Raw genomic sequence first — 22886 nt, 5'->3', positions numbered from 1 at the left:
ACACCATGTTGGAAAAATGCAAAAATGCCAAGGAGCGTTGGGGCGGTGTCAGCCAGATCGTTGATAACTGGCTGGACGAGCGGCAAACACTGATCAGCCTCTATGTGCACCTACCGGAACACCCCATTGATGACCAATTGAACGACAACATCGCTCGCTTTTGTCAGGTGATGATGGATTACCTTTCCTTTGGTCACTTCGAGGTGTACGAGCAGTTACTGCTCGAAGGCAACGAATACAATGATGGCAGCCTTGAAAAAGCTCAGGCGCTACTGCCCAGAATCCAGAACACCACGGACATTGCGCTCGACTTCAATGATGATTGCGCCCAGCGTATGCAGTTCAGCGTGCAGTCCATTCGTGAGTTTTCTGAAAAGCTTTCCCGTTTAGGGGAAGCCCTGGAAGAGCGTTTTGAACTGGAAGATCAGATGATTCAGATCCTCCATACCTCGCATCAGGATCTTGTTACAGGCTAACCAGATGTTTGGGCGTCAGCCAGTCAAAATTGCGCTGCTTGTGGGGTGTTTGACCCTGGTCGGCTGTGATAACGCCACATCACCCACCAGTTGGGAAGAGCTGGCGATAGGCGGTGCCTACAGCGCCAGCCTGTCTGATGATGGCCGACTTGCCGTGGTGGGTTCTTTCAACCACGGCGGTAGCCTGTGGGATATTCAATCAAAAGAGCGGCTGTTTGACTGGAATCATGTTAATCAGGGTTTCAGTATCATTTCTGCTGCCGCATTTTCACCCAACGCAGATTATGCCGTCACTGCAACCCAACAGGACCTGGTACTGTGGGAAGTCACCTCCGGCCAGCCCCGCGCATTCTGGAGTGCACCGGCAGAAATCATGCAGCTCGACCTGTCACCGGCCGGCAACTTCGCGCTGTTAGGGCTGGCTGACCATACCGCGGTGTTGTTTGATGTGAAACAGGGCGGTATCAAACGCACACTGCGCCATGACGCACGGGTACGCAGCGTTGACCTGAGCGTCGACGGTCGTTTTGCACTGACCGGCTCTGATGCCTACAAAACCCGCTTCTGGGATATACAGCAGGGTACCGAGTTACAATCCATCACTCTCGGTAACGTGGTCGATACGGTTGCCTTGTCGCCGGATGCCCAGCGAGCTTTCAGTTCCGGCAGTCTCGACAAAGCGATCATCTGGGATACCCAAACCGGCGAAATCCTGCACACACTCAGTGATATCAACAGTATCAAACAGCAACGGGTCAGCTATCTTAGCGCCCGCTTTTCTGATGATGGTGAGCAATTACTCACCGGTACCGCCGCCGGATTAGTGCAGTTATGGAGTGTTGCCGACGGCACAGTACTGAAAGCCTGGCGCGTGCATAAACGTGATCCCTACGGTCCGGTACACGCCGGTGTATACGCGCTGGCCTTTGGTCCTGATGGCAGTTATTTCGCTATCAGCTCCAACGGCATCCTCAACCAGTTACGCTAAGCCAGCTTTAAAGACACAAAAAAGCCGGTCATAAGACCGGCTTTTTCAATTTAGACAAAGACTTAGTTAGCGGCTTTTTCGCCAGCTACCTTTTCATCTTCTTCAGTTGGGTTAACCTTCAGCAGCTCAACCTCGAACACCAGTGTTTCGTTAGGGCCAATCGCATTACCCATACCGCCCGGGCCATAGGCCAGCTCAGAAGGGATCACCAGACGTGCTTTGCCGCCCTCTTTGATCAGCTGCAGACCTTCGGTCCAGCCTGGAATCACACCGTCCAGCGGGAATGAAACAGGTTCATTACGTGAATAAGAGCTGTCAAATTCAGTGCCATCGATCAGGGTACCGCGGTAATGCACTTTAACGGTATCGGTCGCTTTTGGCATTGCACCTTTACCCGCCGTCAGCTCTTCATACTGCAGGCCGGAGTCAGTGGTTTTCACGCCTTTCTTTTTACCGTTTTCCGCCATGTAAGCCTTACCTTTATCCAGATTATCCTGGCTCAGCTTGGCAAATTCGGCTTTTTTCTCTTCCATTTTGCGGTCCTGGAAAGCCTTCATCACAGTACGCACTTCTTCAACTGTCATCTGAGGCTCTTTGTCCTGATACACCGCTTTTGCAGCCGCAAGGAACGCTTCGAAATCAAAATTATCGATGGTTTTCAGCTGCTCACCTACCATCAAACCCACACTGTAGCTGACTTTCTGATCTTCGGTTTTCAGCTCCACGGCGCTCACCAGCGGAGAAACCATGCCTACACTCAGGGCAACGGCCAGCAATGTTTTTTTCATGATTGCTCAAATCCTTTAATACTTATAATTGAAAAAATACCCGCCTATGCACCTGCGGGGTTAAATGGCTCAAACAGCTGCGCAACAGAGATAAGCGAGGCTGATTCGATGCTACCTTAGTGGACGATTAAACCGTAAAGTTCATCGACTCGCCAGCCTTAGCCATGATTGATTTGTTCTGCCGCCTCCAGCAACGGCTTAAGAACCGTCCAGATCTCCTCTCCCTTAAGAGCGCGACTTTGCAGATACTGCTTCAAATTCACCTGCAGCAGATCAACTTTATCTGGAACTGGAATTCGGTCCTGCACTGAGGCATAAAGCAATGACAGTTCAACCTGCTCACACGCCAGTTCCGCCTTGCGCAGCGCCTGATAACAGGCATCCAGCTCTGGCTGGTCTACGCGCTGCTGGCGCACGCGGTAGCGCACCTCCCGTAAAGGGGCGGTGATCTGCTGTTGCCACTGCTGCGCCGGGGTCTCCACAAAATCATCCGCGCTGAGCTGGATACCCTGTTGCGCCGCCCAGCATGACCAGATCAGACGGTTAATACTCAGTCCAAAGCGGTTTTGCAGTTCCAGACAAGCCGCTTCCACCCCTGGCTGAGCATAAAATTTCAGGGCAAAGTGCCAGAGTGCATTTTCCAGTGCCATCGCTATTGATAGAATCCGCGCCATGATTCAAATACAGAACCTCAGCTTACAACGCGGCCGCAACCCATTGCTAGAGCAGGCTTCCCTGACTCTGCATGATGGCTGGAAAATCGGTTTTGTCGGTGCCAACGGTGCCGGCAAGTCATCGCTATTTAAACTGCTGCTGGGGGAACTGCATCAGGATCAGGGCGATCTGCTGCTGCCCGGTGGTCTGCGTATTGCCCACATGGCACAGGAAGTTCCTGCTACGGACCGCAGTGCTCTCGATTATGTGCTGGACGGAGACACCGAGCTGCGCCGGATTCAGCAGGCACTGCTTCATGCCGAGCAGGAAGAGAACCATGCTCACATCGGCAGTCTGCATGCTGAGCTGGACAGCCATAACGGCTATAGCGCAGAGGCACGGGCCGCACAGTTGCTGGACGGCCTGGGCTTTGCCCCCGCAGATATTAGCCGCAGCGTGAAAGACTTTTCCGGCGGCTGGCGTATCCGCCTCAATCTGGCTCAGGCGTTGATGCGTCCGTCCGATCTGTTACTGCTTGATGAACCCACCAACCACCTGGATCTGGACGCCACTATCTGGCTGGAGCAGTGGCTGCGTCAGTACCCGGGCATGTTGATGCTGATCTCGCATGACCGCGACTTTCTCGATAACGTCGTCACCCATGTAGTGCATCTGGAGCAGCGCCAGCTGCAGCTCTATAAGGGCGGCTATTCTGATTTCGAACGCCAGCGCGCAGCGCGTCTGGCGCAGCAACAATCCGCTTTTGTAAAACAGCAGGAGCGCATTGCCCAGATTGAAGATTTTGTCCGTCGTTTCCGGGCCAAAGCCTCCAAAGCAAAACAGGCGCAGAGCCGATTGAAAGAGCTGGAGCGTATGGAGAGCATTGCGCCCGCCCATGTCGACAGCCCCTTCAGTTTCCGCTTTGATGCCAATGAAAAGCTATCCAACCCGTTGCTGACACTGGATAAAGCCGACTGCGGTTATCCCGGCAAACCCATACTGCGTCAGGTGAAACTTAATCTGGCACCAGGCTCCCGCATTGGTTTACTGGGCCCCAATGGTGCCGGTAAATCCACGCTGGTCAAAACTCTGGTGGGAGATCTGGCCCTGCTCAGTGGCGAATCCCACCGAGGCGAGCATCTCAAGGTAGGTTATTTTGCCCAGCATCAGCTGGAAGCACTGGATCTGGATGCCTCACCTGCCCTGCACCTGAAACGCATGACACCGTTGCGTACAGACCAGGAGATACGGGATTTTCTCGGCAGTTTTGGTTTCCATGGCGATCAGGCGCTGGAGCAGGTCAGCACCTTTTCCGGCGGCGAAAAAGCCCGTGTTGCGCTGGCGATGCTGGCCTGGCAGAAACCAAACCTGTTGCTGATGGACGAACCAACCAACCATCTGGATCTTGAAGTACGGCACGCCCTGACCATGGCCGTACAAAGTTTTGAAGGGGCGCTGATTCTGGTATCCCATGACCGTCATCTGCTGCGCAATACCGTGGATGAGTTTTTACTGGTCGCTAATGGCGAAGTGGCACCGTTTGCCGGTGATCTGGATGACTACCAGCAGTGGCTGATTCAGCAAAAACGTCAGGCCACGGCCAACACTGCAGCCGCCGAGATTTCAGAATCGGGCAGTGAAAAACGTTCACTCAGCGCCGCAGAGCGCAAGGAACAAAAACGTCTGGATGCAGAACGGCGTAATCAGTTACGACCTCTGCGTAAAGCGATTGAAAACCTTGAAAAAACCATGGAATCGGCTCAGGCCCGGCTCTCGGTCATCGAATCCGAGTTATCCGACAGCGAGCTTTATACCGAAGCACACAAAGATCGCCTGAAAACGTTGCTGCAACAACAAACCCAGTTTAAGCAGCAAAACGATGAGGCCGAAGAGGAATGGCTCAGCCTGCAGGAACAATTGGAGGCTCTGCAGGCCGAGATCGATGCAGCCGCGCTTTAAGCCACCTGGCCTGGCTGCTCCAGCATGGTGGACAGCGCACGAATAGCACTGTCCTCTGTCAGCAGTTTATCCAGAGCTGCACGCGCTTGCTCCGGGGTCAGCCCCAGCGTTTTGTAGACTTCAGGAGCAGGCTCTTCCAACGGACCATCTGCTAACCCTTCCTGTCTCAGCATCCGGTTAGCAAGGTAAAGTAGCTGTGCCATATGGGCATGCTCACCCGTGTAACCAGGCTGGTTCTGGTGACGAATTCCGGTGCAGACTGCTTCCGGCAAAGCCCAGCTGGACAGCAGCCAGCTGCCTATCTGCTCACGCGTCACATTCAAAACCTGCTGTTCAACCTGATGCAACTGAAAGTGCGGGTTTGCCTCAATGTAACGGATCAGCAGTGAAAACTGCGGCGCAAACAGATGTGCCAGTACCAGATAACCAAAGTTGTGCAGCAACCCAGCCAGATAGGCCATACCCGGCTGTGGCCGAATGTCCGCAGGCATCTGCTTACAGAGTTTCTCCGCCAGACAGGCATTGTAGACCGACTGTAACCAGAACGGCGTGCCGCCCCGGGGACCGTCTTTCGGCACTTTCAATACCTTGCCCATGCCGGTGCCCAGCGCCATATTCACCACCAGATCAAAACCCAGCACCCGAATCACAGCATCATCAATCGAATGCACATCGCCCGGGGCCGCATAGTAGGGCGACGCGGCCCAGCTCATCACCTGAGCTGACAGACTGGGGTCCACCTTCACCACCGGGACCAGATCCGCCACTCCCGCATCCGGGTCTGAACGCAACATAATGATCTGCTGCACAGTGGGCGACAACGAAGGCAGATCCAGCGTATCTTCCAGGCGTTGTTTAATGCGCAGTGCGGTAAACCGTTCCACTGCACGGGTGATCACGGTTTCATCATCACCGCTGGGCTGCTCGGCCGCGATCTCCGCCGTGGTCACAGACAGTTGACAGGGCACAGCACCGGCAAAATCCGCCCGCGTGACGGGAAAACTAAAACCTGAGCAAAGCTCGATCAGCTCGCTTTTATCGTGTTTAAGACATTGTGGGTCGATCAGCAGGGGTAGCGAGAGCAGTTTCTTTTGACCGGCTTCACGCTGCAACGCATCCTGATTAAAAAAACGACAGACATCTTCATGCCGCACCGGCTGTAACTGACGGTGCGTTTGTTTCCACACAACGGATAAATTTAACAAGGACTGGGCCGGCATGATCGCCAACACCTTACTTTCGCTGTCATGCAACAGCACCATACGTAACATTGAGTCAGCATGGCCTTCTGGAATTCTGACGCCGATTGCCAATTTCCCTCTCCCTCTATGGTCATGACGCAATCTAAAGCGTAGATTAGTAGCGAAAATTCCAACACGTCGTTAACGGACTTATTACAACATCATGGAGTTTCCCTACTACCGCGGGCTATTGCGGTACGCTTTCTGGTTGGGGCTCGGCTGCCTGTTTTCAGCTCAACTGTCTGCTGTTGAGGAAAACCTCGCCCCGGAGTCTGCAACAGGCATACAGACCCATAGCACTGTTATCGGCCATCAGGCACTGGTCGTTAGTGCCCATCCCCTTGCCAGCCGGGCCGGTATGAGCATTTTACGCCAGGGTGGCACGGCTGCTGATGCGGCCGTGGCCATACAGGCCATGCTGACATTGGTAGAACCCCAGTCCTCCGGTATTGGCGGAGGTGGCTTTATGCTGTATTGGGATGCCGAAAAACAGATGCTGAACGCCTATGATGGCCGGGAAACCGCGCCAGCTACAGTAGACGAAAGCCTATTTATGCAAGGCGATACACCGGTGAGCTGGCAAACGGCCCTGGTAGGCGGCCGCGCTGTGGGCGTGCCCGGTGTCGTCAGAATGCTCGATATGGCACACCGGCAGCACGGCAAACAACCCTGGAAGAATCTGTTTCAGCCGGCCATACACCAGGCCCATTTTGGGTTTTCGGTCACACCCAGACTGCATAAGCTTATCGCCAGTGGCATCAATCCGGGACTGAACCGGTATGAAGCCAGCCGGGAATATTTCTATCTGCCCGATGGCAGTCCGCTACCCGTGGGTTACCTGCGCAAAAACCCGGCGTTGGCCTATAGCCTGACCGAAATTGCCAACCGTGGCGCTGATGCGTTTTATACCGGCCCACTGGCTGCGGCCATCAGTAAGGCGGTGCAAACCGTGCCGGATAATCCGGGGCATCTGAGTAACGAGGATCTGAGTAACTACAAAGCCGTTCGACGCAGCGCGCTCTGTCAGCCTTATCTGGCTTACCGGGTCTGCGGTTTTCCACCACCCACCTCGGGCGGGATCGCCGTATTGCAGATCCTTAAGCTGCTGGAGCAGGTCAAGGGGCTGACCGTGGCGCCTGATAATCCTCGCTTTAACCACCTGTTTACTCAGGCGTCGAGACTCGCCTTTGCTGACCGCCAGCGCTATCTGGCCGACAGTGATTTTGTCCCCGTCCCGGTGGCCGGACTGCTTAATACCGACTACCTAAAACAGCGTGCAGCGCTGATGAACCCAAATTTTGATGATGGCACCGCCCAGGCAGGTCAGCCACCCGGAACCTCCCCTGACTGGCAGGACAGCTTATCGCCCGAGCAACCCTCCACCAGCCACTTTGTGGTGGTTGATCAGTGGGGCAATGCGATGTCGATGACCAGCAGCATAGAGATGGCCTTCGGCTCTACCCTGATGGTCGGTGGTTTTCTGTTAAATAATCAGCTCACCGATTTTTCCTTTACCCCTAGGGACAGGGAGGGGAAATGGGTCGCCAATCGGGTGCAGCCCGGTAAACGACCGCGCAGTTCCATGGCGCCCTTTATGGTGTTTGACCAGAATAATCAGCTCTATGCCGCCGTCGGATCACCCGGTGGCAGCCGTATCATCAGTTATGTCGCACAAAGCCTGCTGCTGATGCTGAACACCCCCCTGAGTCTGCAGGAGGTGGTCTCTCAGCCCCATATCAGTAACCGCAATGGCCAGACAGAACTGGAAGCCGATACCTCTGCCGTGAATTGGCAATCAGTCCTGGAAGAGATGGGCCATGACGTAAAAATTCGGGATCTTAACAGCGGCCTGCATGCATTCAGAAGACTGCCACAAGGTGGCTGGGAGAGTGGTGTTGATCCACGGCGAGAAGGCAGGGCAATCAGCGAATAAGCGACTATTCGCTGCGACTGATTCGGCTGACGGTTTTGAGGTGACGTAGTTTTTTCAGCACCCGCGCCAGGTGCACACGGTCTTTCACACTGACTTCCATCTTCACCTGCGCCAGCTCACCTTCATGGCGACCAAGATCAATGGACAACACATCGGCCCCGACACTGGCAACTGCAGAGGCCAGCTCGGCGATGATGCCGCGATGACTCTGCACCTCACAGTGCAGGTCCACCGGAAACTCCTGATCCTGGGTGGATGACCACTCCAGATAGACACACTTCTCCGGATCATCACGCAGATAATCAATATTCCGGCAATCCACCTGATGGACCACCAGCCCGCGTCCGGCACTGATATGACCGACTATCAGATCTCCCGGAATCGGACGGCAACACTTGGCATAGTGCAGCATGGTGCCTTCAGTGCCCTTAATCGCCAGTGGGCTGTTGGAGTGATCCGCTTCAGCCAGTTCGGACTCATCTGGTCGTAACTGACGGGCCACCACATAAGCCATCCGGTTGCCCTGCCCGATATCTTCCAGCAGGTCATCCAGTGTCTTAAGCCCCGCCTGTGACAGTACATGCTCAAGTTTTGCCTGTGAGACATCCGCCAGCGTGATGTTGTAGTTGCCGAGGAACTGGTTCAGAAGACGGGTCCCCAGGGCTACAGATTCGTGACGCTGCTGATTTTTCAGGTAATGCCGAATCGCCGAGCGAGCCTTACCCGTGACCACAAAATTCAGCCAGGCCATATTCGGCTGGGCGGCTTTAGTGGTGATGATCTCAACGGTCTGACCGTTCAGCAGCGGTTGCGACAAGGGTGCCAAACGACGGTTAATACGACAGGAAACACAGGAGTTCCCTACTGCGGTATGCACGGCGTAAGCGAAGTCTACAGCCGTTGCCCCCCGAGGCAATTCCATGATTTTGCCTTTTGGCGTAAAAACATAGACTTCATCAGGGAAAAGATCGGATTTAACGCTGTCGATAAACTCCATCGAGTTACCCGCGCTTTTATGCATCTCCAGCAGGCCCTGAACCCACTTACGGGCACGGTGATAGGAGTCCTGAGCACTTTCAGAGTCGTTGCCACTGTCTGTACGGTTGGCTTTGTACATGCTGTGTTCGGCAACACCCTGGCTGGCCACCGCATCCATCTCATGAGTACGAATCTGCACCTCTATGGTGATGTCATGCGAACCAAACAGGTCCGTGTGCAGTGACTGATAGCCATTGGCTTTAGGAATGGCGATGTAATCTTTAAACCGACCCAATACCGGTTTGTAGAGATTGTGCACCGACCCCAGGATGCGGTAACAATCATCCACGGAATCCGTCACAATTCTGAAAGCAAACACATCCATTATTTCGGCGAAGGATTTACCCTGCGCCTTCATCTTGGAATAGATGCTGTACAGGTGCTTTTCACGCCCCGTCACCTGTCCAGACAAACCTTCCTGCGCCAGACGTTGCTCAATCGCCTGCTGAATACCACTGATGACGTCTTTGCGTTGACCACGCGCTTTAACAACTGCCCGGCGAATATAGCGGGCTCGCATCGGGTAATAGGCCTGAAACGCCAGATCTTCCAACTCAACCTGCAGGTCACGCATCCCGAGACGCGCGGCGATCGGCGCATAGATATCGAGGGTTTCGCGGGCGATGCGGCGCTGCTTAACCGGCGGCATGGCGCCCAGGGTACGCATGTTGTGCAACCGATCCGCCAGTTTGACCAGAATAACGCGGATATCCTCCGCCATCGCCAGCACCATTTTCTGAAAGTTGCTGGCTTGCGCTTCGGCCCGGGTTTCGAATTCCAGATGGGTCAGCTTGGAGACACCATCGACGATATCCGCCACCACTGTACCAAACTGTGACTCGAGACCTTCGTAGGTAATTTCGGTGTCTTCAATGACGTCATGCAGCATGGCAGCCATCAGACTCTGATGATCCATGCGCATTTCAGCAAGAATGCCAGCCGCTGCCAGAGGGTGGGTCACATAGGGCTCACCACTTTTGCGTTTCTGACCGTCATGGGCCTGTTCGGCATAAAAATAGGAACGACGAACCTGCTGGATCAGCGATGGATCCATATAGGTATTCAATTGATATGACAGTTCGTCGATGCTGGACATAATTCCTCCGGTGCCTCTTACAACTATAGAGCACCCTTACTAAGGATCATGCCGTATTCAGGGCTGGAGGGAAAGGGATTGGGCAGATGCAGCGCCCCGAAAGACGCTGCAGTCGCAGATCAGTCGTGATCGTTTTCGTCCAGAACGGTACGACCCACCAGACCATCTGCAATTTCACGCAGGGCAACGACTGTTGGTTTGTCGTTTTCCCACTCAACCTTAGCTTCTTTACCACCGGTAGCCAGCTGACGCGCGCGTTTAGCTGCAACCAGCACCAATTGGAAGCGGTTATCCACGTTTTCCAGGCAATCTTCAACGGTAACGCGTGCCATGGTGACCTCAATCTAAAAATCTTACGGAAAGGAGACCGCGCAGTTTACTCTTCGCGATAGTTTATGACAAGAGCGCCTGCAGCAATCCGCCATGACGGGACTCCTGCATGTTCAGCTCGGCCCGGCGGGCCACAAAAATCGCTGCAAGCTCTTCAAGCGCCTGATCAAACTGATCATTGATCACCAGAAAATCATATTCCGGATAGTGGCTCATTTCGCTGATCGCTTCGCGCATGCGCAGATCAATCACCTCGTCACTGTCCTGACCACGGCCGGTCAGGCGTTCATGCAGCGCCTCGCGGCTTGGCGGCAGAATGAAAACAGAGCGGCTGTGCGGCATCAACTGGCGTACCTGAGCCGCACCCTGCCAGTCGATTTCCAGGATGACATCCAGTCCATTATCCAGCTGCTGCTGAACCCACTGCTGCGAGGTGCCATATTTGTTGGTGAAGACTTCGGCATACTCAAGGAAATCTCCAGCCTGAATCATGGCATCAAACTCGACATGGTCGATAAAGTGATAATCAATGCCGTGCTGCTCACCCGGACGCTGCGCCCGCGTGGTATGAGAAACCGACACCACGATCTGCGAATCGCGTTTCAGCAGCGCCTTTACCAGACTGGTTTTACCGGCACCGGATGGCGCCGAGATGATAAACAGTGTGCCCTGAGCATCATTCATGACATATAAGCTAGCTGGTGAATGGGAGAGGCATTATATACCCTGCCACGCCGAGTTGCATGGCAGGGCTAACTCACTCGGGAATACGGGTAACGTCTACTGCGACGTGTAATTTCTGGGTTTTACCGCCATCAAATATCACCCCCCGCAGTGGGGTCACATCGGAGTAGTCGCGGCCCCAGGCCGTGGTAATGTGTTGTTCGGTGGGCATATTGTCATTGGTCGGGTCAAACTCGAACCAACCCTCGGTGGGCGAGAACAGAGCAAACCAGGCATGAGAGGCATCAGACCCCACCAGTTTTTCCTGCCCGGGTGGCGGCAGGGTTTCAAGATAACCACTGACATAACGGGCCGGATAACCAAGAGAGCGCAAACAGCCGATAGCCAGATGCGCAAAGTCCTGACACACGCCCCGCTTGTGTTCCATTACCTCACCAATCGGCGTTGCCACCGTGGTGAATTCGGGATCATAGGTAAACTCATTGAAGATCTTGCTGGTCAGTTCACGTGCCGCAGACAACAACGGGCGGTCATCCACAAACAGCGCCCGAGCGTACTCTGCAAGCTCCTCACTGCATCGAACCATGGGCGAGTCCAGCAGGTACTCTTTGGCCAGCAGAATCTCTTCCGTACGGCCGCGCCGGATCAGGTTACGGGCTTCTGCGCAGGTAACCCCCAGATCCAGATCGAAAGCGTTGAACTTGGGCCGCTCCAATACCTCAATCTCCGATTCAACGTCGATGGTCAGTGAGGTATGGGGGTCTTCCAGCGCGAAGTGGTAAGTACTGTTACCAAAATAATCTACGCGCTGCTGGGCAGTCGCCGGCAGCGGTGCAATCCGCACCCGGGTATGAAGACAGGTCTGGGTATCGGTGTCCCGTGGCAACAGGTGAGCGCGGTTGTAACACTGGCTGACCGGGGATGCATAATCGTAACGGGTGACGTGGCGGATCTGATACTTCATGCGTCATTCTCCCAGGCGGTCTGCACCAACTGCTGCGGTCCTGCCGTGTGATCAAAGTAACGATCACTGATCAGATCAGCGGTATGCCGCAGTTTCTCCTGCAATGATTCAAGGAACGCATCCAGCGCTGCCCGCTCAATGCCTTCCTCGTCAGCTAATTCAAGCGCATCAATATCCACCAGCTGCAGCGCCGTTGTAGCGGACAGCAGCTGTTTCTGCTCTGCTGCCAGACCCGAGAGGGAAAGGTCACTCACCAGACTGTTAAGATGTTCGGTCAGCTCCTGCATCAGGAACAGCATAGAGCGCGGGTTGCTCAGATCCATCAGCATCAGTTTCAGGCCATCGCCAATATCAAGCTGTGCCAGATAACGACGACGGTAGGAGATCAGCGCTTCGGTACTCAGCAGCAGGGTTTCCAGTAACAGATCCTGCGAGCGGCCTTCATAACAGCTTACCAGCAGCGCACGGATCAGCGACGCGCTCTGGTGGGCTTTTTCCAGACGACGGCCCATTTCAAGGAACCGCCAGCCTATGCCGCGGAACATGCTTTCGTGTGCCTGTCCTGCCATGGCCAACAGAGCTGTGACCAGCGGGTCCAGGGCTTCTTCCGGCGCAGAACCCAGGCCACCGGCCAGAGAAGAATCCAGATAACTCAGTTCGTCGCGGATGTCGTTAACGATTCGTTGCGCATCCGCTGACAACTGCTCTTTTACCTCTTCCGCGCAGGTGAGCATGGCGTGCAGGTCATAACGCAATGAGCCAGGACGACTGCTGTCCAGAATCACCGACAGCAACTCCGGCTCCGGTGCATCAAACAGTTTGGCCGCATCCGGACCACGGAAACCCGGCAGTGTATTGGTCACATCAGTCACAGCTGTGAGCATCAGATGACGGGCATCTTTCGGTAACTGCAAGGTACTGTTGAGCTGCAGGAACACCGTTCTGAGCAGACGCGCTGAGGTTTCAGCACGTTCAGCATAACGGCCCAGCCAGAACAGATTTTCGACCGCACGGCTTGGCAGGTTGGCTGGTACATCGGTCCGCGCCAGCTGTTTGCCACGGGCAGTTGCCTGCAGTGAGAACTGTTTCTCCGGTTCGGACGCCAGTACCCAGGTATCTTTACTGAGGGAACCCTGACCCTGCACCACACGGCGGGAGCGTTTATCCGGTGCAATACGTGCCAGACAGCCCGGCATCACGTTAAACGATTGTTCAGAGGCGACCGCAAAACTGCGCAGAATGACACGACGCGGCTGCAGATCACCCTTCACCAGCGTCGGGCACTGCGAAGGTTCCAACAGATCCTGAGCCACCCACTTCTGTGGTTCCGCCAGAATCCGTGCCAGCCAGTTGGCCCGCTCCTCTTTACTCAGCTCAGCAACAAACACGCTCTGGTTATCATGCGTTGGATTAACGGCCTTGAGCACCATGGCATCAAAGTTTGCCTGCACAAACTCCAGATCTTTTTTATCGCCACACCAGTAACTGTTAACCGAGGCCAGCTGCAGCGGCCGACCGAGGAAAAATTCGCTGATTTTTGGCAAATAGCATTGCAGTGCCGGATTTTCCAACACACCGGAACCCAGCGGATTCACCACCACAACACCGCCGCTGCGCACCACTTCAAGCAAACCGGGTACACCCAGATGGGAATCACTGCGCAGTTCAACCGGGTCACAGAAGCTGTCATTTACAAAGCGGACGATCACATCCACCGGGTGCAGACCACCCACGGATTTCATCCAGACCCGGCCACCCCGTACGGTGAGGTCACCGCCCTGAACCAGCGGATAACCCAGGTAGTTGGCCAGGTAGGTATGTTCAAAATAGGACTGGTTGAAAGTACCCGGTGTCATCACCACCACACGGGGACGACCATCCGGTGCATAGGGCACCAGTTCGTTCAGTTTCTGACGCAGCGCCTGATAGAACAACGCCAGACGATGCACCTGACTGTCCCGGAACAGGCTGGGGAATACGCGTGATAATACGGTGCGGTTTTCCAGCGCGTACCCCACCCCTTTTGGCATCTGGGTGCGGTCTGTGAGGACGCAGATCGAACCATCCTGGGTACGGATCATATCCGCCGAATGGAAAATCAGCTGCTGCTCACCCGGCATGAACACGTCATGGCAGGCACGGATAAACCCTTTGTGATCAAACAGCAGTTCGGGCGGTAGAATGCCACGACGAATCAGTGTGCGTTCGCCATAGAGGTCTTTGAGGACCAGATCCAGCAGTTCAGCACGTTCTATAAGCCCCGCCTCAATACCGCTCCACTCTTCACTGTCGAGTAGCATCGGTACCGGGTCGAGTTCCCAGATATTGCTCTTGGCCGGGCCTTCAAAGGAGCTATAGGTAGCACCGTCATCCCGCAGGATGCGCTGGGTTTTGAGCTGACGCTGAGCCATCTCGGACTGGCCCAGCGTTTCCAGACTATCAAGCAGATATTGCCAGTAGGGACGTACCTTACCCTCTGGGGTGTAAACCTCATCATGCCGTTGATTAGCCGCTGGATATAACAAACTATCCAACTGCTGCTGCTCGGCCGCCCCGGGTGTTTTCATGCTCTGGTTCCGCGATGATTAAACTGACAATCGTTATTCAGGTTGCCGACGCAGGTCCAGCGTATGCGGATATTCGTCGGTTCTTTCCTCTTTCGGCGGCTCCATCGGACGAGGGATATGCTCATGAGGGAAGAAACTGCGAAGCATTTCCATTGGATGCTGCACAGGCAAGGCACCGGGAGTATGGCCAAAGCCATCATAACGCGCAACCCTGCGTGCTTCTGCTTCATAACTATTGACCGGGTAAGTATCGTAATTACGCCCGCCCTGATGGCTGACACTGTAAGTGCAGCCGCCAATACTGTGGCCGTTCCAGGTATCGATCAGATCGAACACCAGCGGCGCATGGACCCCGATGGTCGGGTGCAGGGCCGAAGGTGGCTGCCAGGCACGATAGCGGACACCGGCAACATACTCGCCATGCTGCCCGGTATTGCGCAGGGGCACACGACGCCCATTACACGCCAGCACATAACGGTTAGGATCAAGGCCAGTGGCTCTGACCTGCAGACGTTCCACAGACGAGTCTACGTAACGCGCAGTACCAAAACTGCTGACCTCTTCACCCAGCACATGCCAGGGTTCGATCGCCCAGCGCAGCTCCAGCTCAACATCATCGATGCGCACCCGGCCATAGTGTGGATAGCGGAACTCTTCAAACGCCGCCAGCCATTCCAGCTGGAATGGATAACCATTAGCTTGCAGGTCTTTCACCACACCCCGAATATCGGACCAGGCGTAGTGCGGCAGCATAAACTTGTCATGCAGTTCAGTGCCCCAGCGGGCCAGCGGTTTGTGGTATGGCCGTTTCCAGAAACGCGCCACCAGGCAGCGAATCAGCAGCGCCTGCACCAGAGCCATCCGCGAATGCGGTGGCATTTCAAAGCCACGGAATTCGAGCAGGCCTTGACGGCCACTGGCACTGCCCGGCGCATAGAGTTTATCGATACAGAACTCAGACCGGTGCGTGTTACCGGTCATGTCCACCAGCAGGTTACGCAACAGGCGATCCACCAGCCAGGGCTGTTCAATCACCCCGTTCGGCATCTGCTGGAAGGCGATTTCGAGTTCATACAGTGACTCTTCACGCGCCTCATCAACACGTGGCGCCTGACTGGTCGGGCCGATAAACATGCCCGAAAACACATAGGACAGGCCCGGATGGTGCTGCCAGTAGGTCAGCAGACTGCGTAACACATCAGGCCGTCGCAGCAGTGGACTGTCTGCCGGCGTCGTACCACCGATGGTGATATGGTTGCCGCCCCCCGTGCCGGTATGACGGCCATCCAGCATGAATTTCTCGGTACCCAGACGGCTGCGGAATGCCGCGTCGTAGAGGGTCTCGGTGGTATGCACCAGCTCCTGCCAACTTGAGGATGGGTGGATATTCACTTCGATCACACCCGGATCGGGAGTCACCAGCAGTTTTTTCAGGCGGAAATCTTTGGGCGGCTCATAACCTTCCAACACCACCGGCAACTGCAATTCAACTGCGGTATGTTCAATGGCATGAATCAGCTCAACAAAGTGTTCCAGATACTGCAGAGGCGGCAGGAAGATATGCAGTTTACCGTCACGCGGTTCAATACAGAGCGCCGTCCGAATCACATCGGTAAGTACCGTATCCATTCGGTCCGCCGCGGCCATCTTAGGTGGACGCGCCGGTATCGCTGCAAAATCGCTTGGCGGCAAGGGTTCGCGATGCGCCATCGGATCCGCTTCATGCGGCAGCTCTTTTTTGTGCTCTTCTGCCACCACCGGCAGAGAGTTCAACGGCAGACGCAGGCCCATAGGTGAGTCACCGGGTACCAGTACGATGTGATCACGCCGCATTGGCCATGGACTACTGCGCCAGCTAGAGGTGAAGTAATTCCACGCCAGCGGCAGAATATTACCCGACGCCTGGTTAAGCCCCTTCTGCAGCAGCTTGGCCAGACGACGTCGCTCCAGGCTGTCCTTCAGGTTGTATTTGAGCGGGTCTACGTTATCCGGCAGAGACTGCTCGGTCATCAGGTAATACAGCGCGTCCTCGTAAGCATCCAGTACATATTCGGTGGAAAGGCCAAGCTTGCCAGCCAGACAATCACTGAAACGTTTAGCGTCTTCCGGGCCATGCCCGTAATCTTTATCAACCCGGGCCAGCAGCTCAGGGTTGTGCCAGAGGCTATGGCCATCTTCGCGCCAAAAACAACCCAGCGCCCAGCGCGGAATCTCCTCGCCCGGATACCATTTACCCTGCCCGTAATGCAGCAGCCCACCGGGGGCAAAGGATTCACGCAGTTTCAGCAGCAGATCTTTGGCCAGGCGCAGTTTGTCTGCACCCAACGCTTCGGTGTTCCACTGCGGCGATTCCATATCATCGATGGACACAAAGGTCGGTTCGCCACCCATGGTAAGACGCACGTCCATCTGCTGCAGATCATCATCCACCTTATCACCCAGCGCCATGATGGTTTGCCACTGGTCATCGGTGTAAGGTTTGGTCACACGGGGGTCTTCGTGAATACGAATAACTTCGTTGGAATATTCAAATTCCACTTCACATTTATCGGTTGCACCAGTAATCGGTGCGGCAGAGACCGGATCAGGCGTACAGGCCAGCGGAATGTGCCCTTCGCCAGCAAACAGGCCTGAGGTCGGATCAAGACCCACCCAGCCAGCACCCGGCAGGTAGACTTCACACCAGGCATGCAGATCCGTAAAGTCCACGTCGGTGCCGGACGGACCGTCCAGTGATTTCACATCAGCCACCAGCTGAATCAGATAGCCCGAAGCAAACCGTGCCGCCAGTCCCATGCTGCGCAAAATCTGCACCAGCAGCCAGGCGCTGTCACGACAGGAGCCTTTTTTCAGGCTCAGGGTTTCTTCACAGGTCTGAACCCCCGGCTCCATGCGGATACCGTATTCAATCTCTTTTTCGAGACCTTGGTTCAGCGCCACCAGAAAATCGATGATCGGCGTCTCTTTGCGGGAGATCTTGGAGACCCATTCTGTAATCAGCGGCCCTTTGTCGGTGACTTCCAGATAGGGCGCCAGCTCTTTCAGCAGCTGTTTGTCATATTTGAAGGGAAATTTTTCCGCATACTCTTCCACAAAGAAGTCGAAGGGGTTAATCACCGTCATATCGGCGATCACCTCCACCTCAAAGCTCAGCTCCGTGGTTTTTTCGGGAAAGACCAGACGCGCCTGATAATTACCAAACGGATCCTGTTGCCAGTTAAGGAAATGATCCTCAGGCTCCACTTTCAGTGAGTAACCGTGAATATGGGTACGGGAGTGCGGCGCCGGGCGTAAACGCAAAATATGCGGTGAGAGGTTTACGCGACGGTCAAACTTGTAACGGGTCTTGTGATGAATGGCAACACGAATGGTCATGCCGTTCCTCCAGCTAAAAAATTATTCTGCGGCAAACCAACAGTGTGCAAACTGGCCATGTAATTCGGCCAGTACCAGTTGCAATTCATTCAAGTAATCACGGAAGTTCTCGCCCAGCTGATCATCTTCAGCAAACTCAATATCCAGCAAGCTCTGCAGAGTCTCCATTTTATCGACACAGCATTCCGGCAGCGCATCAATCGCATTCTGCATCTGCTGAGTACAGAAAATAACCGAGCGTGGAAACGCCTCATCCTGCAGCAGAAAAGTTGCCACATCAGGTCCGGTGACCTGTGAGCGCACGGTGCGGCGGTAGTTCATCGACGCACTGCAGGAGCGCAACACGTTGCCCCAGATCAGCTGCGAGGTGTCCAGTTGTTGCTCCGCCGCTTCGTTGTTCAGCAGCGCCGCACTGCCCGCATCCAGCAAACGGGTGGTCATATCCGCCCGCTCCAAGTTGCGGCCCAGGCGAATAAACTGCCAGCCCGCATCTTTGCTCATATTGGCAGCGAGCAAACCCACCATCTGCTGACAGCTCTTAATAATCTGATCCAGAAATGCGTGGCGATAGGTGCGGTTGATGCCGGTCTGCACATTTTCTTTCACATACAGATAGAGTTCGTTGACCTGTTCCCAGACCTCTTCCGGCAACACTTCACGTGTGGTACGCACATTCTCCCGCGCCATGATCAAACTGGTCATCATGGAGCTGGGGTTATCATCATCGGCCAGCAGGAACTTAACCACATTGCGCTCATCCTGGTTTTTATACCGGGCCGCAAACTGCTCTGCTGACGAGTTGATCACCACCAGATTAAACCAGCTGATGGAGTAACTGCGTGGCAGGTCAAACAGCAGGTTATCATATACCCCTACTAAACGTGCGGTATTCTCGACGCGCTCCAGGTAACGCGCAAACCAGTACATCCGCTCTGCAACTTTTGACAGCATTACAGGCACTCCTCTTCCACAATCCAGGTGTCTTTACTGCCCCCGCCCTGGGAGGAGTTCACTACCAGCGAGCCTTTTTTCATAGCAACCCGGGTCAGACCACCGGTCGTCACATAGGTCTCTTTGGCTTGCAAAATAAACGGCCGCAAATCCAGATGCCTTGGCTCTGGAACGCCGCTTCCCACCAGCGCTGGCGCCGTGGACAGACTCAGAGTTGGCTGAGCGATGTAGTTACGCGGGTTGGCTTTGATCAGCTCAGCAAATTTGGCCTGATCTTTTTTGGTGGAGTGCGGCCCCACCAGCATGCCGTAACCGCCAGACTCATTCGCCGGTTTCACCACCAGCTTGTCCAAATTATCCAGTACATACGCACGCTGCTCCGGATCATCACACAGATATGTTTCAACATTAGGCAGCAATGGCTCTTCGTTCAGGTAGTACCGGATAATGTCCGGCACATAGGCATAAACCACCTTATCGTCAGCCACACCGGCCCCCGGCGCGTTGGCCAGTGCAACATTGCCCGCTTTCCAGGCACGCATCAGGCCCGGCACACCCAGCATGGAATCTTTGCGGAACACCTCGGGATCGAGGAACGCATCATCGATGCGGCGATAGATCACGTCCACCCGCTCCAGTCCGGAGATGGTTTTCATGTAGACGCAGTCATCTTCCAGCACAACCAGGTCATTGCCTTCGACCAGCTCAGCCCCCATCTGCTGCGCCAGAAAGCTGTGTTCGAAGTAGGCCGAGTTGAAGATGCCCGGCGTTAACACAACAATTTCAGGTTGTTTGAGTTTGCGGGGAGACAGCGATTTCAGCATGTCAAACAGTGCCGCCGGATAACCGTCCACCGGCAAGATGGAGTCATTTTCAAATAACTCCGGCAGTACCCGCTTGGTGATCTCCCGGTTTTCAATCATGTAGGAGACACCGGAGGGCACCCGCAGGTTGTCCTCGAGCACGTAGAACTCACCATCCTGGTCACGTACCAGATCGGTGCCGCAGATATTCGCCCAGACACCATAGGGCGGCGTCATGCCGACACACTCAGGTCTGAAGTTGCTGGATTCTTTGATGATGGCTTCAGGAATGATGCCGTCTTTAATTACCTGCTGATCGTTATATAGATCGTTGATGAACATATTCAGCGCTGTCAGGCGCTGCTTCAGACCGGCTTCTGTTTTAGCCCACTGACAGGAGGAGATAGTGCGAGGGATAATATCGAAGGGCCAGGCACGATCAATGTTGCCTTCATCGGAGTAGACGGTAAAACTCACCCCCATCTCCTGAATGGTAGCCTCTGCCAGTTGCTTGCGACGCTTCAACTCCTCTGTCGAAAGTGACTGCAGGTATTCCACCAGTTTTTTAGCTGTCGGACGTGGTTTGATATCCCCGTCGATCAGCTCATCATAAAAATTCCCCGGAACATACTTGGACCATTCAATACTCATTACGACACACCCTGATTTCTGGTCAGCTAGTGGGAAGTGGTTAAATGCACATAAAAGGTGCGTGCAACCCAGAACAAGAAATACACGGCTCTGAATTAGGGCAGCAGGCGCAGCCAGATGGTGCTTTTCCCTACTCTGATAGTTCTGTTATCGCATAAAGCAATTAGCAGGCCAGTGCTTTGGCATAACACCTAAAGTTTAGAAGAGAACTGTACGCCTCGGCGTAATTAGAAAAAATGTAGCCTGCCATGGGGGATTTTTCTAACCGGAGCAAAACAATAGAGCCGAATCTGAGAGTCAAAACGGCCCCATTGATTAGTGTTTATCGCCGAAATACATCACCGCTTCAACCACTGAACCATTGTGACTGAAGGTCAGGTATTCACAGATATTTTTTACCAGAGAGATACCCCGGCCGGAAAACTGACGCTCTGCAGACTGGTTAAGATTTTTTAACCACCAGTCGTAATCAAAACCCTTGCCACTGTCTTCAACCCGAATCACCAGACGCCCACCGCCCGGCATGCGGGTATGCTGCAGACTCAGTGACACCTTGCCGGAGTCCAGACTCTGTAAACGTTTTTCCCGCTCGTCAAAGTAGCGCGCAAACCCCTCAGGCGTGCGTTTCATATTCGAACTTAAACCCAGTACCCCGTGATCCAGCGCATTTACATAGAGTTCGGTAATCACCGTAAACACCTGCTGCCACTCCGGACGCGGCCCCTCAGATTCCTGTAACCGGCTTAACGCCTGGGCAACAGGGCTGGTCCGATGCAGGCTCTGGCCCTGCAACTCAATGTGCCAGGTCCAGGTATCCAGTATGCCCTCTTCTTCTGAATCAACCTCAAATGCATAGGCGGGTTTAACCTGTTCAAGCGTGTTATTCTCAAGCCAACCCGGCACTGTAATCAGGGAGATATCATCCCGCTGCACCTGGCCGTGCATAAAGTTCTGCAGACTTGAGAGGATTGCGCTGATCAGATCAAAACCTTTCGGGCATTGCTCAATGACATCGATCAGACGCGCTTCACTATATTGTTCATCCTGAGCATTCACCGCCTCGAGGACACCATCGCTGAGCATCAGAATGCGGTCTTCCGGTTCAACCTTGAAAAGCTGAAAATGGGTATCGTTTAATTTTTTGAGGATCCCCAAAGGAGGGTGACTGGAGGCGATCCGGTGCACCACTTTACCCTTAGACACAATCAACACGTCCGGCAAACCACCGTTCCAGATCTTAACCGTACCCTCAGCGGTCAGGGTCAGCATGGCTGTCGCGAGAAACTTCCCCGTCGGCAGGAGCTGGCCAAGTTTGCGGTTAATCTGGGCGACAATCTCTTCAGCTTCATAGCCCTTGGCCGTCATCGCCCGGAAGGTTTCCGACAGCGGCAAAGCCCCCACTGCTGCGGTAAGACCATGACCGGTAAAGTCACCTAACAACACATTGAGATCACCGTTAGGCCGGTATGCACTGAGCAGCACATCACCACTGAAGGTTTCCGCCGGTTGTTTATGCATGCGCACCTGGGAATTGGGCACATTGCCCGACTCCACCGCATTACTCAGCAGTTTTTCAGCCAGTTCGGCTTCGTGCGAGCGCAGTGCATTTAACTTAGCCACTTCAGAGTAGAGCTCTGAGATACGCAACAGCGCAATGATTTTGCCTTCCAGCAGCTCATAGGGGAACGGCATCTGCAAAAAGTCATCCCCGCCCGCCTCAATGGCACTGCGAATGGCCTCAGGGCCCACAGCAGCAGAAACAAACACAATAGGGACAAAACGTTCATCCGCTTGCTGTTTGATTTCCCGCGTCGCGTCAATACCGTTCATAACGGGCATGCTGATATCCATCAGCACCAGATCAGGACGGAAGCGTTCAAACTGTTCTATGGCTTCATGGCCGTTACTGGCCATGATGGATTCAAAGCCCATATTTTTGACCATATGGGCAAGTAACTCGCGGTTAGGAGCTACATCATCGGCAATGAGGATCAGCACCTCTTTACCACTTGCTCGAACCGACTGCGGCATGCTCAGGACTCAATCGTGACAAACTGATTGAAATTCGCGATGGTGAGGATTTTAACCACGTTTTCAGCTGGTTTAGACAAAATCACCCGGCCGCCCAACTTATCCGCATGTTCTTTCAGCAGCAAGATCATGCCAAGGGCAGAGCTATCCATATGTTTTGCTCTGGCCAGATCAACCCGAAATACAGTGCCGGGCTTTTGTACCTGAGCATAGGCATTACGGAACGCCTGATGCAGGGAATAATCAAACTGTTCCCCTACAACAATCACTATATTTTTATCATCAACCTGTCTTACGGATACGGTCATTGGCGTGTCTCTTATTCTGTTTTGAATCGGGATCGTGCTGTTTTAAGCT

At 54.3% G+C, this 22886-nt stretch carries 17 protein-coding genes; 4 read left to right on the top strand and 13 right to left on the bottom strand.

The window, feature by feature from the left end; genetic code table 11:
- Positions 1–5: 5 nt before the first annotated feature.
- Positions 6–476, top strand: coding sequence for a sigma D regulator (gene rsd / locus P2G53_RS11155; RefSeq protein ID WP_275817220.1), 471 nt, complete (start codon positions 6–8; stop codon positions 474–476).
- Between the two features lie 4 nt (positions 477–480).
- A complete protein-coding gene (locus P2G53_RS11150; RefSeq protein WP_275817218.1) occupies positions 481–1464 on the top strand; it encodes a hypothetical protein in 984 nt (327 codons plus the stop codon).
- A gap of 62 nt (positions 1465–1526) precedes the next feature.
- Here the strand turns inward: P2G53_RS11150 and P2G53_RS11145 are convergent, their stop codons facing one another.
- Positions 1527–2252, bottom strand: coding sequence for an FKBP-type peptidyl-prolyl cis-trans isomerase (locus P2G53_RS11145; protein ID WP_275817216.1), 726 nt, complete (start codon positions 2250–2252; stop codon positions 1527–1529).
- Between the two features lie 158 nt (positions 2253–2410).
- Positions 2411–2926 carry a TIGR02444 family protein gene (locus P2G53_RS11140; protein ID WP_275817214.1) on the bottom strand — a complete coding sequence of 172 codons (516 nt, stop codon included), beginning with the start codon at positions 2924–2926 and terminating at the stop codon, positions 2411–2413.
- Here P2G53_RS11140 and P2G53_RS11135 point away from each other — a divergent pair.
- The gene (locus P2G53_RS11135; RefSeq protein WP_275817212.1) at positions 2925–4865 is read left to right on the top strand and encodes an ATP-binding cassette domain-containing protein; all 1941 of its coding nucleotides are present in this window, start codon (positions 2925–2927) and stop codon (positions 4863–4865) included. The genes P2G53_RS11140 and P2G53_RS11135 overlap by 2 nt on opposite strands.
- On the opposite strand, the gene P2G53_RS11130 is transcribed toward P2G53_RS11135, so the two are convergent.
- Positions 4862–6178: an HDOD domain-containing protein gene (locus P2G53_RS11130; protein ID WP_275817211.1), complete on the bottom strand. Its 1317-nt coding sequence runs from the start codon at positions 6176–6178 to the stop codon at positions 4862–4864. The genes P2G53_RS11135 and P2G53_RS11130 overlap by 4 nt on opposite strands.
- Positions 6179–6269: 91 nt before the next feature.
- Between P2G53_RS11130 and ggt the strand changes: the two genes are divergently transcribed.
- Positions 6270–8039: a gamma-glutamyltransferase gene (gene ggt, locus P2G53_RS11125; RefSeq protein WP_275817210.1), complete on the top strand. Its 1770-nt coding sequence runs from the start codon at positions 6270–6272 to the stop codon at positions 8037–8039.
- Between the two features lie 4 nt (positions 8040–8043).
- On the opposite strand, the gene spoT is transcribed toward ggt, so the two are convergent.
- From spoT to P2G53_RS11075, 10 genes are all read right to left on the bottom strand, one after another.
- Positions 8044–10173: a bifunctional GTP diphosphokinase/guanosine-3',5'-bis pyrophosphate 3'-pyrophosphohydrolase gene (spoT, locus tag P2G53_RS11120; protein WP_275817208.1), complete on the bottom strand. Its 2130-nt coding sequence runs from the start codon at positions 10171–10173 to the stop codon at positions 8044–8046.
- A 119-nt stretch (positions 10174–10292) separates the two neighbouring features.
- Positions 10293–10505, bottom strand: a complete 213-nt coding sequence (gene rpoZ / locus P2G53_RS11115; protein ID WP_275817206.1) for a DNA-directed RNA polymerase subunit omega — start codon at positions 10503–10505, stop codon at positions 10293–10295.
- Between the two features lie 61 nt (positions 10506–10566).
- Positions 10567–11187 (bottom strand): guanylate kinase, encoded by a 621-nt coding sequence (gmk, locus tag P2G53_RS11110; protein ID WP_275817204.1) that lies wholly within the window; start codon positions 11185–11187, stop codon positions 10567–10569.
- Between the two features lie 73 nt (positions 11188–11260).
- Positions 11261–12151 carry a transglutaminase family protein gene (locus P2G53_RS11105; RefSeq protein WP_275817202.1) on the bottom strand — a complete coding sequence of 297 codons (891 nt, stop codon included), beginning with the start codon at positions 12149–12151 and terminating at the stop codon, positions 11261–11263.
- Positions 12148–14718 (bottom strand): circularly permuted type 2 ATP-grasp protein, encoded by a 2571-nt coding sequence (locus tag P2G53_RS11100; protein ID WP_275817200.1) that lies wholly within the window; start codon positions 14716–14718, stop codon positions 12148–12150. The genes P2G53_RS11105 and P2G53_RS11100 overlap by 4 nt, the downstream gene beginning before the upstream one ends.
- A 33-nt stretch (positions 14719–14751) precedes the next feature.
- The gene (locus P2G53_RS11095) at positions 14752–18093 is read right to left on the bottom strand and encodes a transglutaminase family protein (RefSeq protein WP_275817198.1); all 3342 of its coding nucleotides are present in this window, start codon (positions 18091–18093) and stop codon (positions 14752–14754) included.
- A 21-nt stretch (positions 18094–18114) separates the two neighbouring features.
- Positions 18115–19044, bottom strand: a complete 930-nt coding sequence (locus P2G53_RS11090; protein ID WP_275817196.1) for an alpha-E domain-containing protein — start codon at positions 19042–19044, stop codon at positions 18115–18117.
- On the bottom strand, positions 19044–20498 hold the full coding sequence (locus P2G53_RS11085; RefSeq protein ID WP_275817195.1) for a circularly permuted type 2 ATP-grasp protein: 1455 nt from the start codon (positions 20496–20498) through the stop codon (positions 19044–19046). The genes P2G53_RS11090 and P2G53_RS11085 overlap by 1 nt, the downstream gene beginning before the upstream one ends.
- A gap of 315 nt (positions 20499–20813) precedes the next feature.
- Positions 20814–22529 carry a SpoIIE family protein phosphatase gene (locus P2G53_RS11080; RefSeq protein WP_275817193.1) on the bottom strand — a complete coding sequence of 572 codons (1716 nt, stop codon included), beginning with the start codon at positions 22527–22529 and terminating at the stop codon, positions 20814–20816.
- Positions 22530–22531: 2 nt separating this feature from the next.
- On the bottom strand, positions 22532–22837 hold the full coding sequence (locus tag P2G53_RS11075; RefSeq protein WP_275817192.1) for an STAS domain-containing protein: 306 nt from the start codon (positions 22835–22837) through the stop codon (positions 22532–22534).
- Positions 22838–22886 lie beyond the last annotated feature (49 nt).

The organism is Neptuniibacter sp. CAU 1671 (assembly GCF_029222905.1).
In the GTDB taxonomy this organism is placed as follows: Bacteria; Pseudomonadota; Gammaproteobacteria; order Pseudomonadales; family Balneatricaceae; genus Neptuniibacter.
This window is presented reverse-complemented; position numbering and strand designations above follow the sequence as displayed.

Bases quoted from the DNA above. Each gene is read 5' to 3' on its own strand.
- P2G53_RS11105 (WP_275817202.1), bottom strand. From the start codon at position 12,151: ATGAAGTATCAGATCCGCCACGTCACCCGTTACGATTATGCATCCCCG.
- rpoZ (WP_275817206.1), bottom strand. From the start codon at position 10,505: ATGGCACGCGTTACCGTTGAAGATTGCCTGGAAAACGTGGATAACCGC.
- P2G53_RS11150 (WP_275817218.1), top strand. From the start codon at position 481: ATGTTTGGGCGTCAGCCAGTCAAAATTGCGCTGCTTGTGGGGTGTTTG.
- gmk (WP_275817204.1), bottom strand. From the start codon at position 11,187: ATGAATGATGCTCAGGGCACACTGTTTATCATCTCGGCGCCATCCGGT.
- P2G53_RS11100 (WP_275817200.1), bottom strand. From the start codon at position 14,718: ATGAAAACACCCGGGGCGGCCGAGCAGCAGCAGTTGGATAGTTTGTTA.
- P2G53_RS11145 (WP_275817216.1), bottom strand. From the start codon at position 2,252: ATGAAAAAAACATTGCTGGCCGTTGCCCTGAGTGTAGGCATGGTTTCT.
- P2G53_RS11085 (WP_275817195.1), bottom strand. From the start codon at position 20,498: ATGAGTATTGAATGGTCCAAGTATGTTCCGGGGAATTTTTATGATGAG.
- rsd (WP_275817220.1), top strand. From the start codon at position 6: ATGTTGGAAAAATGCAAAAATGCCAAGGAGCGTTGGGGCGGTGTCAGC.
- P2G53_RS11075 (WP_275817192.1), bottom strand. From the start codon at position 22,837: ATGACCGTATCCGTAAGACAGGTTGATGATAAAAATATAGTGATTGTT.
- spoT (WP_275817208.1), bottom strand. From the start codon at position 10,173: ATGTCCAGCATCGACGAACTGTCATATCAATTGAATACCTATATGGAT.
- P2G53_RS11080 (WP_275817193.1), bottom strand. From the start codon at position 22,529: ATGCCGCAGTCGGTTCGAGCAAGTGGTAAAGAGGTGCTGATCCTCATT.
- P2G53_RS11140 (WP_275817214.1), bottom strand. From the start codon at position 2,926: ATGGCGCGGATTCTATCAATAGCGATGGCACTGGAAAATGCACTCTGG.
- P2G53_RS11135 (WP_275817212.1), top strand. From the start codon at position 2,925: ATGATTCAAATACAGAACCTCAGCTTACAACGCGGCCGCAACCCATTG.
- P2G53_RS11090 (WP_275817196.1), bottom strand. From the start codon at position 19,044: ATGCTGTCAAAAGTTGCAGAGCGGATGTACTGGTTTGCGCGTTACCTG.
- P2G53_RS11095 (WP_275817198.1), bottom strand. From the start codon at position 18,093: ATGACCATTCGTGTTGCCATTCATCACAAGACCCGTTACAAGTTTGAC.
- ggt (WP_275817210.1), top strand. From the start codon at position 6,270: ATGGAGTTTCCCTACTACCGCGGGCTATTGCGGTACGCTTTCTGGTTG.